The sequence below is a fragment of the Pseudidiomarina aquimaris genome, assembly GCF_003987395.1.
GTDB lineage: Bacteria > Pseudomonadota > Gammaproteobacteria > Enterobacterales > Alteromonadaceae > Pseudidiomarina > Pseudidiomarina aquimaris.
This window is the reverse complement of the sequence record NZ_PIPT01000001.1, coordinates 536405-548226: the sequence shown is the minus strand read 5'-3', so window position 1 is coordinate 548226 and position 11822 is coordinate 536405. Positions and strand designations below refer to the sequence as shown.

The 11822-nt window shown below is 52.3% G+C and carries 13 protein-coding genes and 1 other annotated feature; of the genes, 6 read left to right on the top strand and 7 right to left on the bottom strand.

The genetic code is table 11. The annotated features are described in order from the left end of the window. The first annotated feature begins 79 nt into the window (after positions 1-79). Positions 80-1006, top strand: a complete 927-nt coding sequence (locus tag CWE21_RS02685) for a TIGR01777 family oxidoreductase (protein WP_126832886.1) — start codon at positions 80-82, stop codon at positions 1004-1006. On the opposite strand, the gene trpA is transcribed toward CWE21_RS02685, so the two are convergent. The 7 genes from trpA to smpB all read right to left on the bottom strand — a co-directional run bounded on the left by trpA (position 933) and on the right by smpB (position 8320). Beyond that, positions 933-1769 carry a tryptophan synthase subunit alpha gene (trpA, locus tag CWE21_RS02680; RefSeq protein ID WP_126832884.1) on the bottom strand — a complete coding sequence of 279 codons (837 nt, stop codon included), beginning with the start codon at positions 1767-1769 and terminating at the stop codon, positions 933-935. The two genes, CWE21_RS02685 and trpA, sit on opposite strands and share 74 nt — an antisense overlap. Beyond that, positions 1766-2983 (bottom strand): tryptophan synthase subunit beta, encoded by a 1218-nt coding sequence (trpB, locus tag CWE21_RS02675; RefSeq protein ID WP_126832882.1) that lies wholly within the window; start codon positions 2981-2983, stop codon positions 1766-1768. Before trpB ends, trpA begins: the two co-directional genes overlap by 4 nt. Continuing rightward, entirely contained in the window at positions 2976-4364 is a 1389-nt protein-coding gene (trpCF, locus tag CWE21_RS02670; protein ID WP_241970199.1) for a bifunctional indole-3-glycerol-phosphate synthase TrpC/phosphoribosylanthranilate isomerase TrpF, read from the bottom strand. Before trpCF ends, trpB begins: the two co-directional genes overlap by 8 nt. After that, complete coding sequence (gene trpD / locus CWE21_RS02665; protein ID WP_126832878.1) at positions 4357-5361, bottom strand: anthranilate phosphoribosyltransferase; 1005 nt, start codon at positions 5359-5361, stop codon at positions 4357-4359. The genes trpCF and trpD overlap by 8 nt, the downstream gene beginning before the upstream one ends. Then, positions 5361-5966: an aminodeoxychorismate/anthranilate synthase component II gene (locus CWE21_RS02660; RefSeq protein ID WP_126832876.1), complete on the bottom strand. Its 606-nt coding sequence runs from the start codon at positions 5964-5966 to the stop codon at positions 5361-5363. The genes trpD and CWE21_RS02660 overlap by 1 nt, the downstream gene beginning before the upstream one ends. A 2-nt stretch (positions 5967-5968) precedes the next feature. Further along, positions 5969-7570 (bottom strand): anthranilate synthase component 1, encoded by a 1602-nt coding sequence (locus CWE21_RS02655; RefSeq protein ID WP_241970198.1) that lies wholly within the window; start codon positions 7568-7570, stop codon positions 5969-5971. A 47-nt stretch (positions 7571-7617) separates the two neighbouring features. Then, positions 7618-7714, bottom strand: a sequence feature (Trp leader region). A gap of 126 nt (positions 7715-7840) precedes the next feature. Further along, entirely contained in the window at positions 7841-8320 is a 480-nt protein-coding gene (gene smpB / locus CWE21_RS02650) for an SsrA-binding protein SmpB (RefSeq protein ID WP_126832874.1), read from the bottom strand. 136 nt (positions 8321-8456) lie between these two features. On the opposite strand from smpB, the gene CWE21_RS02645 reads away from it, so the two are divergent. Genes CWE21_RS02645 through aroC form a run of 5 tightly spaced genes read left to right on the top strand, consistent with a single transcriptional unit; the run spans position 8457 to position 11813 of the window. Next, positions 8457-8894, top strand: coding sequence for a type II toxin-antitoxin system RatA family toxin (locus CWE21_RS02645; RefSeq protein WP_126832872.1), 438 nt, complete (start codon positions 8457-8459; stop codon positions 8892-8894). Next, positions 8895-9254 carry an RnfH family protein gene (locus CWE21_RS02640; RefSeq protein WP_126832870.1) on the top strand — a complete coding sequence of 120 codons (360 nt, stop codon included), beginning with the start codon at positions 8895-8897 and terminating at the stop codon, positions 9252-9254. Further along, positions 9251-9772, top strand: coding sequence for a phosphohistidine phosphatase SixA (sixA, locus tag CWE21_RS02635; protein WP_126832868.1), 522 nt, complete (start codon positions 9251-9253; stop codon positions 9770-9772). The genes CWE21_RS02640 and sixA overlap by 4 nt, the downstream gene beginning before the upstream one ends. Before the next feature lie 30 nt (positions 9773-9802). Further along, the gene (gene prmB / locus CWE21_RS02630; protein WP_126832866.1) at positions 9803-10717 is read left to right on the top strand and encodes a 50S ribosomal protein L3 N(5)-glutamine methyltransferase; all 915 of its coding nucleotides are present in this window, start codon (positions 9803-9805) and stop codon (positions 10715-10717) included. A gap of 22 nt (positions 10718-10739) precedes the next feature. Next, a complete protein-coding gene (gene aroC / locus CWE21_RS02625) occupies positions 10740-11813 on the top strand; it encodes a chorismate synthase (protein ID WP_126832865.1) in 1074 nt (357 codons plus the stop codon). Positions 11814-11822 lie beyond the last annotated feature (9 nt).

Below are 11822 nucleotides of genomic sequence, written 5' to 3'. Positions count from 1 at the left end.
TGCCAGAAAAGTTTGTTGACGACTACCAGCAATGTCTACACTTACCTTAAGCAAAGGTAGCTGAACGAGGAAAGATTGCATGAAACTTTTAATCACCGGTGGTACGGGCTTAATTGGTACCGAGCTAATTCAACGCCTTCGCGAGCGATACAGTATTACGGTGTTAAGCCGTCAGCCGAAGCGCGCGATTGAACGGTTTGGTAAAGGTGTGCATGCGCTCTCAAGCCTTAATGAAGTGGAAAATATCGGTGATTTCTACGCTGTCATTAATCTACAAGGCGAAGGTATTGCTGACAAACGTTGGAGTGACAAGCAAAAACTTCGTATTCAGCAAAGTCGCTGGGGTATTACCCGTGAGCTAACCGAACGTATCCAGCAAAGTGAGACGCCGCCGCAGGTATTTATTAGTGGTTCGGCCATTGGCTATTACGGTGATCAAGGCGATAAGGTCATGACCGAAGAGGCGAAGGTTGAGCGGCCCGAGGATTTTGCTCACCAGTTATGCGCCGAATGGGAACGCCTAGCCCTTGCGGCGCAATCCGAGCAGACGCGTGTTTGTGTTGTGCGCACCGGCGTTGTTTTGGCGCGCGAAGGCAGTGCTTTGCAAAAAATGCTTCCGCCGTACCTACTTGGACTCGGTGGGCCGTTGGGCTCGGGCCAGCAGTATTTTTCGTGGGTTCACCTAGAAGATATGGCGCGCTTGCTCGAGTTTCTACTTGAACAAGACAGTTGCCAAGGCGTCTACAATGCGACGGCGCCGGAACCGGTTCGCCAAGAGGAATTCAGTGCGACTATCGCGAAAGTGCTACGCAAGTCGCACTTTATGCGGGTGCCAGCATGGGTAATGAAATTGATGCTGGGTGAAATGTCGCAAATGTTGCTGACTGGCCAGCGGGTGGTGCCGGCCAGGTTGCAACAGGAAGGGTTTGAGTTTAACTATCCGAGCCCTGTAACAGCGCTGCGCGATTGCTTGTTGCCGCCTTCATCGAAGCAACAAAGCGAGTAAGCTCCGCAGTCATCTGGCTGGGGTTATCAAGGTGCTCCGCAATAATATTCACCACTGCGGAGCCACTAATTGCGCCTGCTGCACCGGCTGCGAGCGCAGCTTTAACGTGCTCCGGTTTGGCAATACCGAAGCCAAGCAATGGTGGGGCGCTATTGGCGGCTTTCAAGGCGTCTATGACTGCGGTAGCAGGTCGTTGCATTCCAGTTTCTGCGCCAGTGACGCCGGCGCGACTTAGCAAGTAGACATAGCCTTCACTCAGTTCCGCGATACGCTGCAAGCGTTCGGCGTTAGCATCTGGTGGAGCAATGAAAATGGGTTCAATGCCGTTGGCTTTTGCCGCTGCAATAAAGTTACGACTTTCACGGGCTGGAACGTCCGCAATTAAGACCGAATCAACACCCGCCTCAGCGCAGCGTTGGTAGAATCGTTCGATACCTGAACTGGCTACCAAATTGGCGTAGACCAGCAAGCCAACAGGGATATCTGGATGACGGCTGCGTATTTCGCTGAGCATGGTGAAGCAGTCGGCAATCTTTGTTCCCGAACTAAGCGAACGGATGGCGGCTTTTTGGATAGTCGGGCCATCAGCAACAGGATCGGAAAACGGAAAGCCTAACTCGAGGGCATCGGCACCGCCTGCAACTAGAGCATCGATAATGGCGAGACTTTGCTCTGCGTTTGGGTCGCCTAAGGTGACGAAGGGCACGAAAGCGCCTTGGTCGGCGGCTTCAAGTTTCTTGAACATGGCTTGATAGCGGCTCATGAGCGGTCCTCCGTGGCTTTTTCAGCTTCAGCTTGAGCAGCAAATATGCGGCGTACGTGGTCAATATCTTTATCACCACGGCCGGAGAGATTCAGTAGTAGAATTTCGGGTGCATCGGGTTCCTGCGCACGACGGATGGCGTAGGCGAGGGCATGTGCCGACTCAAGCGCCGGAATAATACCTTCTTTTTCGGCCAACAGTTTAAAGGCATCCAAGGCCTCATCGTCGGTCACAGATTCATAGCGTGCACGGCCAATACTAAGTAAATAAGCGTGCTGCGGACCGACGCCTGGGTAGTCGAGACCGGCGGACACAGAGTAGCTTTCTTCAATTTGCCCTTCATCGGTTTGCATCAGAAATGATTTGCAGCCATGAAGGATCCCAGGTTTACCCGCGCTCAAAGTCGCACCGTGGTGTGCGGTTTTAACACCTTTACCAGCGGGTTCAACGCCTACCAGTGCTACGTCTTTTTCGTCAATAAAGTCTGCGAACATGCCGATGGCATTGGACCCCCCCCCAACACAAGCGATAACTTCATCGGGTAGACGGCCGGCTTGTTCCAGAATTTGACGTTTGGCTTCGGCGCCAATCATGCGGTGGAACTCTCGCACGATAGTCGGGAAAGGGTGCGGACCGGCAGCCGTACCGAGCAGGTAATGCGTGTCATGGTAGCTTGCAGTCCAATCACGCAATGCCTCGTTAACCGCATCCTTTAAGGTGCCGCTACCGGTATCGACAGGCACCACCTTAGCGCCCATGAGCTCCATCCGGAATACGTTTGGCTGTTGGCGTTCGACGTCTTTCTTGCCCATGTAAATGGTGCAATCCAGGTCGAGGAGTGCACAGGCGAGAGCGGTAGCTGTACCGTGCTGGCCGGCCCCCGTTTCGGCAATGATGCGCTGCTTACCCATACGCTTGGCAAGCAGTGCTTGGCCGAGTACCTGGTTCGTTTTATGTGCGCCACCATGTAATAGATCTTCGCGTTTGAGATAGATCTTCGTGCCATTTGGACTGTCGACCGGCAGATTACGGCATAATGAGACCGGCGTCGGGCGACCCAAGTAATTTTTTAATAAATCACTGAATTCCTTTTGAAACTCAGGATCTTTCTGGGCGTCATTAAAAGCTTGTTCGAGCTGATCAAGCGCGGGCAAAAGAATCTCAGGCACAAATTGGCCACCAAATTCACCAAAATAAGCTGGGTTATCACTCATGGTTCGTTTTCCCATACTGTCGAATGTGTTGAAAGAGCTGCAGGATCAAGCCTGCGTCTTTGTCGCCTTTGCTGCGTTCAAGGCGTGAATTAAAGTCAAAACGTGTGAGCCCTGTGGCTTGCGCTGCGGCAAAATTATTCAGCCCTAAGCCACCGGCAAGAATACAGCGCTGGCGTTGTTCTGGCGTCAGCTCACTGAGGAGTTCCCAAGCAAATTCTTGGCCACTACCGCCACGCACGTTGTCGAGTAAGTAGTAATCAGCGCCGAGCGCCGGCAGTTGAAACGGCCGTTCTACTCCCAGTGCGCGCCATATTTCAACGTTCGCTGGCAGTTCTTTGCGCAACTGTGCAAGGTAATCAGCGTCTTCATGGCCATGCAGTTGAACTGCGTGTAAGCCAAGTTCGGTGGCGCTAGCCACAATGTTTGCGAGGGGCTGATCGGCAAAAACACCAACCCACGCCAACTTAGGTTCAGCCGCTACTAATTGCGCCGCCGTTGCCGTGGTCACGGCGCGTGGCGATGAAGGTACGAAAATCAACCCACCATAGGCAGCGCCTGCGGCTCGAGCGACCATGGCGTCCTGCACTTTATTGAGACCACAGACTTTATGTTTGCCGTAAATCAATTCACGGCATGCTTGGTCGATGTTGCTTTGCGCGGTAAGCGCACTGCCAACCAAAAAACCATCAACGAATGGTGCACTGTCGCGTACCTGTTCGTTGCTGCTATAGCCCGACTCAGCTACTAGCAATGCATCGTCCGGTGCGAGCTTGCTGAGTGTTTTGCTACGCTGCGGATCAACACTCAGATCATGTAAGTTACGATTGTTGATGCCGATAATTTTAGCACCCAACTGTTTGGCCCGAGCCATTTCTTCCTCGGTACTGACTTCAGTCAAGATATCGAGTTGCAGTTCGTCAGCAACTGCGGCCAGCACTTGGTATTGCTCGTCATCCAAAATGGATAGCATGAGCAAAATCGCGTCCGCACCAAAGTGCCTTGCCAGCAACACTTGCAAGGGCTCGACAATGAAGTCTTTACACAGGACCGGCACATCCACGCTCGCACTGACCGCGCTCAAATAGGCAAAGTCACCTTGAAAAAAGTCAGGCTCGGTTAATACCGAAATCGCATCGGCGTATCGCGCGTAGGTTTGCGCGATTTGTACTGGATGAAAATCTTCTCGTATTAGACCTTTGGATGGCGACGCTTTTTTACATTCCAGAATAAAGCTACTGCGCGGTTTCGCGAGCGCGTCGGCAAGGCTGCGTGTGCTTGGCGTCAGCCGTGAGCGCAAGGTCGCTTCACTGTACTGTTGTGCCAGTTCAGCTAAGCGTTCGCGCCGCTTAGCGACGATGGTATCAAGAATACTATTAGCCACGGTTAAACTCCTGTAACTGCTGCAAGTGTTGCATGGCTTTGCCACTGCCGAGATGCTCGAGCACGGCATTTGTGGCGTCTTTTAAAGTGTCATGGTGTCCGGCTAGGTAAAGCAACCCAGCGGTGCTAATTGCTACAGCGTCACGTTGCGCAGCTGGTGCTTGGCCCATCAAAATCTTGATTAGCGCAGCGGCGTTGAACTCGGCATCACCTCCACGTAAGTCTCTCACCGGGGCTTGCTCCACGCCAAAGTCAGTCGGACTCAACTCATACTCAAAGAGTTCGTTGTCGCGTAGCTCAACTACCTGTGTGGTGCCATGTAATGCGATTTCATCTAGACCCGAACCATGTACCACCATGGCGCGCTTACAACCCAACAGGCGCAGCGTTTCCGCCAATGGGCGTAACCAAGCAGGGTCATATACACCGAGCTGTTGTACGTCAGGACTGGCAGGGTTAACGAGTGGCCCCAGTAGATTGAACAGTGTACGGGTTTTCAAGGTTTGTCGCACTGGCATGGCGTACCGTATACCAGGGTGATAATGCGGGGCAAATAAGAAACAAAAGTTGAATTGTTCAAGTTGCGCTGCTGCGACTTCCGGATCTTGCGTAACCGATAAGCCAAGACTCTCGAGTACATCGGCGGAACCTGAGCGTGATGACACACTGCGATTACCATGCTTGGCAACAGTTAGGCCCATGCTCGCCGCAACCAGTGCGGCGGTGGTGGAAATATTGATCGTATTGCTTCCATCACCACCGGTACCGCAACTGTCAACGATCAGGCGGTTTGGACGCTGAAAAGGCTTGGCGGCGCGACGCAAGGCGAGCGCCGCTCCGGCCATTTCTTCAGGCTGTTCGCCACGCATTTTCATTGCGGTCAGTAGGGCGGTAATTTGGATCTCATTCAGCTCGCCTTTGACTAAGCGGTCAAATAGCTGTTCTGTGGCCTCAAGTGATAGGCTTTCACCAGCGAGTAGTCGTTTGATAACTTCCATTACTGCGGCTCCGAGGAAAGTAAAAAGTTTACGGTTTGCGTCAGCAACTGCGTGCCGCGCCCGGTTAAAATCGATTCTGGGTGAAATTGAAAGCCCATGGCATGGTGGTCTGGAAAGTAGGCCGCCATCGGAATGGCTTGACCCGCTGCATCAGTGTCGGCTAATACTTGGACTTCAGTCGGCAAGTCGTAGCCCGCTAAACTGTGATAGCGGGCGACCACCAATGGATTAGGCAAATCTGCAAAGATCGCATGTGGTAAACAGCGAATTGCCGAGCTTTTACCATGTAAGGTTTCACCGCAGCGTTGAACACGAGCGCCATAAGTTTCGAGTAGCGCCTGAAAGCCTAAGCAAATACCAAGCAGAGGGTAACGCCCTTTGGCATACGCAATAACCTCCATCAAATTGCCCGCTTGCCGCGGATGACCGGGCCCAGGTGATAAGCAAATTAACTGTGGGCCGCGATAGTTCTCGAGTTCAGTTTGGATGGTTTGCAGGGAAACCGTATTGCGATAAATCTTTAATGGGTAGCCCAATTGACGCAGTTCATCGACGAGGTTGTAGCTAAACGAGTCGATATTATCGATCAGTATAATGCGTGCCATGCTCATGCCTGCGTCTCCGTTTCACTTGAGTACGTTGCTTGGATAGCGGCGATCACAGCGCGCGCTTTATTTTCGGTTTCCGCAATTTCCGCGTCCGCCACAGAGTCGGCGACAACGCCTGCGCCAGCTTGTACATAAGCGATACCTTCTTTTACGAACGCTGAGCGGATAACGATACAGGTGTCCATGTCGCCGCAACCATTCAAGTAACCGACGGCGCCACCATAACTGCCGCGGCGCTGCTGTTCATACGCGCGGATCAAACGGGCCGCGCTCACTTTTGGCGCGCCAACGAGGGTTCCCATATTCATGCAGGCGCGATAGGCATGTAAGGCATCAAAGTTTTCGTCGAGTTGAGCAACCACGCGAGAGACCAAATGCATCACATGGGAGTAGCGATCCACTTGTAGCAAATCGGCGACATAGCGTGTGCCTGGCTGCGCAATACGCGCTAAATCGTTGCGCGCGAGATCGACGAGCATCAGGTGTTCGGCCAATTCTTTCTGGTCGCAGCGCAACTCAAGTTCCAGGCGGCTATCGAGATCTGGGTTAATGCTGCCATCGCTATTTTTGCCACGTGGACGCGTGCCGGCAATGGGGTACAGCTCAACTTGGTTGGTGCGTGCAGTGTACTTTAGCGCTGACTCAGGCGAAGCACCGAACAAAACAAAGTCATCGCTGCGCAGGTAAAACATATAGGGCGAAGGATTATTCGCCTTCAGTTGTTGGTAGGCCGCCAAGCTGTCTGGGCAGGCGAGGCTAAACTGACGTGATGGCACCACCTGAAAAATATCGCCATCTGCAATATGTTCCTGTAATTCAGCAACCCAACGGGCATAAGTCTCGCGACTTGGGCTCGCAGTCACACTTTTGTCTGTCGGCGCCGCGGGTGTCTGTGCAGAAGGCATCGCTGGCAGTTGGCAGTGCGCAGCGATTTCACCCAATTGTGCGGCAATTCGCGGGTAATAATCTGCAGATGCAGGGCCGCTGAGCAAAGTTGCGAGTAACTCTGTAGTTTGCGCTTGATGGTCGATGATCACCAAACTTTCAGCAAGATAGAATTGGTAATCAGGGCAACTATTCGCTGCCGTTGGCACGTCCGGTAACTCTTCCATGCTAGCGATGTAGTCGTAGCCGAACACGCCGCCGACAAACAAAGCAAAATCATGGGCATGGCTGGCGACCAGCGGCTTGAGTTGCTGCTGTAAGATGCGTAAAACTTGTTCGGTACTGGCTTGGCGTAAGCGCTCAACTTCATCGAGTTCATGCGCATCAGCGGGTTGGAATTGACAATTTAGTGTCGCTGCGTCGCGCTGGCATTGTGCGTAGGGTTCGAGTTGTTGTTCCAAAAACGGCAGTAATTGCGCACCATTATCGGTTAACGCCCGTACCTGTACTTCGTATCCGTTGCAGGTGACTTGCAACGACGCTTGTGTCATTAACAGACTCTTCAGGTGCTGTCGCGACTGGATTTCAGCTGAATCAAGCAGCAGTGTATGTGGCTTGTTACCACATAGCGTCGCAAACAGTTGCTGTGTAGTGGCGCTGTAGGGAAGTTGCATGTGCAACGTCTGGTAATAGCCTAATTGATTTTCAAAATGCACGTTGTTGCCCTTTTTTAACTCGTTATTCTGCTAGCTAGTGTGCGGGCAATAAAAAACCCGCTGATGCAGCGGGTTTCTCATGAATCGACGTGTAAACACGCACAGATGCATCGCCCGCTAGTTCGGGAAATGCCACCACCACTGTGCTGATTTCATCGCTTGCGCGAGGTTTAGTGTGTTCATCACGATTCTCAATTAACTTGTCTAACTCTATTTGAGGATTAATTTACGGTGCGACTGTTTCAGTGTCAACCCGGGAATTCAAAAAAATTAGCGAATACTATGTTTCAAAATACGCGACTTCTGTCGTTGCCAATCACGCTCTTTAATTGTGTCACGTTTGTCGTGAGACTTTTTACCTTTCGCTAGATAGATTTCAAGCTTGACCAAGTGGCGTTTCCAATACATCGCAGTCGCGACGATCGCGTAACCTTCGCGTTCACTTGCTCCGATCAACTTGTCTAACTCGCGCTTTTTCAGCAGCAATTTGCGCGTGCGCTCTGGATCGCATACGACGTGCGAGGACGCTGACAATAGCGGCTGAATTTGCGCGCCTAATAGGTAAGCCTCGCCGTCTTTGACGATGACATAGGTGTCCGCAATATTGACCTTTCCGGCGCGGATGCTTTTCACTTCCCAACCTTGCAGGGCAATACCAGCTTCGAATTTGTCTTCCAGGAAATACTCATGGCGCGCTTTTTTATTAAGCGCGATAGTACCTGAATTTGCGGGGGATTTTGCTTTGCTCATGGCGGCTATTATACGCATCCAATATTAAAAGAAAATTCGTTTCTGCAGAGAAACTTCGCGGTCAATTGAGAATGGGTGATCACGCCCTGAATTTACGGTATCATGCGGGCATTTTAACGCAAGGCAAGGAATCGGTATGCCCAGCATTGAACGAAGCGCACTAGTGCCGTACAGCGATGCGCAGATGTATGCGTTGGTCAATGACATCGAAAGTTATCCGCAATTTGTCCCTGGTTGCCGCTCAGCACAGGTGCTTGAGCAAACAGAGCAGACCAAAGTGGCGCGCCTCGATATCAGTAAAGCGGGCGTCGGTAAATCGTTCACGACCCGCAATACCTTGGAACCGTCGAGCCGCATAGGTATGGAACTCGTGGATGGTCCGTTTCGCTACTTGCGCGGTGGCTGGCGCTTCCAGCGTTTAGATGAGAACGCTTGTAAGATTATCCTTGAGCTCGAGTTTGAGTTTGCGAATCGCTTGCTCGGCTTGGCTTTTGGTAATATCTTCAATGAATTGCAAAGTCGCATGGTAGATGCTTTCGTGAAGCGTGCGGAACAGGTGTACGGAACTTCCTAAATGAGCCAAGAGCAAATCCAAATCGAAGTTGCCTATGCAACCCCTGAGCGTCAGCAGATTGTACCTTTGCGGGTGCGCAAGGGTACCTCGGTTGCCGATTGCATCGCGCAATCACAAATTGCTCGGTACTTTCCCGAAATCGATCTAAACGAGCAAAAAGTCGGTATTTGGAGTAAAGCGGTGAAACTAGATCATGAACCGCGCGACGGCGATCGTATCGAGATTTATCGGCCTTTGATAGCCGATCCGAAGGCGATTCGGCGCAAGCGCGCCGAACAAGCGAAAGATGATGGTCGCGCCGATCCGGTAACCGGAGGGCGACGTCGTCGCGCCACGAATGCCGATGGTGAAGACGAGTGAAGCATCACAGCACGAAAAAAGTGAAGTTTTACATTATGCGTCATGGTGAAGCAATGCCAGCGCAGGCCTTACAAGGCGATGCGATTCGTCCGTTAAGCGCCTATGGCGAGCAAGAAGTTATCATGAACGCGCAATGGTTGCGGCACTATCTTGCCGAGCAAGGGGCCGAGCAGCTCGATTGGCTTTTGGTCAGCCCCTACGTTCGCGCGCGGCAAACTGCCGCCATTCTTGCGCAGCAGGTCAAGGTGTCCGAGCAATCTGATTGCGATGACATTACCCCCGAGGGCGATGCCCAACATTTTGCCGACTGGTTGTTTGCGCAACTGCAACAGCGCGGTCGCGGTGTGCAACATGTGGCAATCGTATCGCATATGCCATTCGTGAGTTATTTGGTGGCAGAGTTGGATGCGCGCATGGAGCCGATTTTATTCCCTACGGCGGGTATCGCTGAAATCACGCTCGATGTGGACGGCCTCAAAGGGCGTTTTGAGCGCATGGCCGTGGCTGAACTGGCGTAATTAATTTATTTTGACGAGCGGAGAACAACGTTGACGCACAATTCTGAAAGCGTGGCTCAACAGCTAACAACCATTGAAGATCATTGGCGCTGGGGCATCAGCTGCATGCATGGTGCGGAGGTGTTCTTTGGCCATGGTACCGATAACGCCGATTCTGAGACGCAAGTTTTATTGGCGCATGTGCTGCATCTTGATTTGATGCAATTAGATCGTTTCCGTAAGGCTGTTATGACCGATGCGGAGCGCGAACTATTTTTGCGACTCTTGCAGGAGCGTATCGAAGCGCGTAAACCGGCCGCTTATTTGACCGGGGAAGCTTGGTTTGCAGGCTTACCCTTTAAAGTCGACGAGCGTGTTCTGATCCCGCGCTCACCGATTGCCGAGCTTATAGAAAGCGAATTTCAGCCTTGGCTGACTGAACCGCCGCAGCATATTCTGGACCTCTGCACGGGCAGTGCGTGTATTGCGATTGCTTGTGCGTATGCGTTTCCTGATGCAGAAGTAGATGCGCTTGATATTTCGCCGGACGCCCTTGCGGTGGCGGAAGAAAATATTGCCGCGCATCAGCTTGAACATCGCGTGTTTCCGATGGTGTCAGATCTCTACAGTGCCGTGCCCGAGCAGCGCTATGATTTGATTGTTACCAATCCGCCGTACGTGGATGCAGAAGATATGGCTGATTTACCTGCCGAGTTCCACCATGAGCCTGAATTAGGACTCGCGGCTGGCGAAGATGGCCTTGATTTAGTGCGAACGATTTTGCGTGAAGCACCACAACATCTCACCGAACATGGTATCTTAATTTGCGAAGTCGGTAATTCCATGGTGCACATGATGGAGCTGTATCCCGAGGTACCATTTACTTGGCTGTCGTTTGAGCGCGGCGGGGACGGTGTTTTCCTGCTGACCCGACAGGAATTACTGGAACATCAAGCTAGCTTTTAACCTTTAGATTTTAGGACTTACTATGCCCGGTAACAGTTTTGGCGAACTTTTTCGTGTCACAACTTTTGGTGAGAGCCATGGTGCTGCCATTGGCGCTATCATTGATGGTTGCCCGCCGGGCTTAGAACTCACTGAAGCTGACTTACAACACGAGCTGGATCGCCGCAAACCGGGGCAAAGCCGCTATACCACAGCACGCCGTGAAGCAGATGAAGTGAGAATATTGTCTGGGGTATTTGAAGGGCGTACCACAGGCACGCCCATTGGCTTACTGATTGAGAATACCGATCAGCGCAGCAAAGATTATTCTGCTATCAAAGATCTCTACCGTCCGGGACACGCAGATTACACCTACGATAAAAAATACGGCTTTCGTGACTATCGTGGCGGTGGTCGTTCATCGGCACGCGAGACGGCAATGCGAGTTGCTGCGGGTGCGGTTGCACGTAAGCTGTTAAAGCAAGAATTGGGCATCGAGTTTTATGCGGGTGTGACGCAAATCGGTCCGCACAGCATTGCGCGAGACAGCGCTGATTTCGCTTGGGAGCAAGTTCACCAGAATCCACTGTTTATGCCGAGTGCAAGTGTGGCGGAGACCACAGGTGAGTACCTAAAAGCGCTTTTAAAGCAAGGGGACTCGGTGGGTGCGCGCGTGCGCCTCGAAGTCACCGGTGTGCCAGCCGGGCTAGGTGAGCCAGTATTTGACCGTTTTGACGCCGATCTCGCGAAAGCGCTAATGAGCATCAATGCGGTGAAGGCGGTAAGCATTGGCGATGGCTTTGCCGCCGCAGGGCAATTAGGTAGTGAACATCGCGACGAAATAAGCCCGGAAGGCTTTCTAAGTAATAACGCAGGTGGTGTGTTAGGCGGTATTAGCAGTGGTCAGACGGTGATTGCTGAAGTGGCATTTAAGCCAACCTCGAGCATCACCAAGCCGGGTCAGACCGTCGACCGTTTTAATCAACCGCAAACCGTGGTCACGCGGGGCCGCCATGACCCATGTGTGGGCATTCGTGGCGTACCGATTGTGGAAGCGATGGCAGCCTTAGTGATAGTCGATCACTGGCTGCGACAGCGCGCACAGAATGGTTCATAACAAGTTATA

Excerpts from the sequence above, each read along its gene's own strand:
- trpD (WP_126832878.1), bottom strand. The coding sequence starts at position 5,361 with ATGGAAGTTATCAAACGACTACTCGCTGGTGAAAGCCTATCACTTGAG.
- CWE21_RS02685 (WP_126832886.1), top strand. The coding sequence starts at position 80 with ATGAAACTTTTAATCACCGGTGGTACGGGCTTAATTGGTACCGAGCTA.
- trpA (WP_126832884.1), bottom strand. The coding sequence starts at position 1,769 with ATGAGCCGCTATCAAGCCATGTTCAAGAAACTTGAAGCCGCCGACCAA.
- trpB (WP_126832882.1), bottom strand. The coding sequence starts at position 2,983 with ATGAGTGATAACCCAGCTTATTTTGGTGAATTTGGTGGCCAATTTGTG.
- CWE21_RS02645 (WP_126832872.1), top strand. The coding sequence starts at position 8,457 with ATGCCCAGCATTGAACGAAGCGCACTAGTGCCGTACAGCGATGCGCAG.
- aroC (WP_126832865.1), top strand. The coding sequence starts at position 10,740 with ATGCCCGGTAACAGTTTTGGCGAACTTTTTCGTGTCACAACTTTTGGT.
- CWE21_RS02640 (WP_126832870.1), top strand. The coding sequence starts at position 8,895 with ATGAGCCAAGAGCAAATCCAAATCGAAGTTGCCTATGCAACCCCTGAG.
- smpB (WP_126832874.1), bottom strand. The coding sequence starts at position 8,320 with ATGAGCAAAGCAAAATCCCCCGCAAATTCAGGTACTATCGCGCTTAAT.
- CWE21_RS02660 (WP_126832876.1), bottom strand. The coding sequence starts at position 5,966 with ATGGCACGCATTATACTGATCGATAATATCGACTCGTTTAGCTACAAC.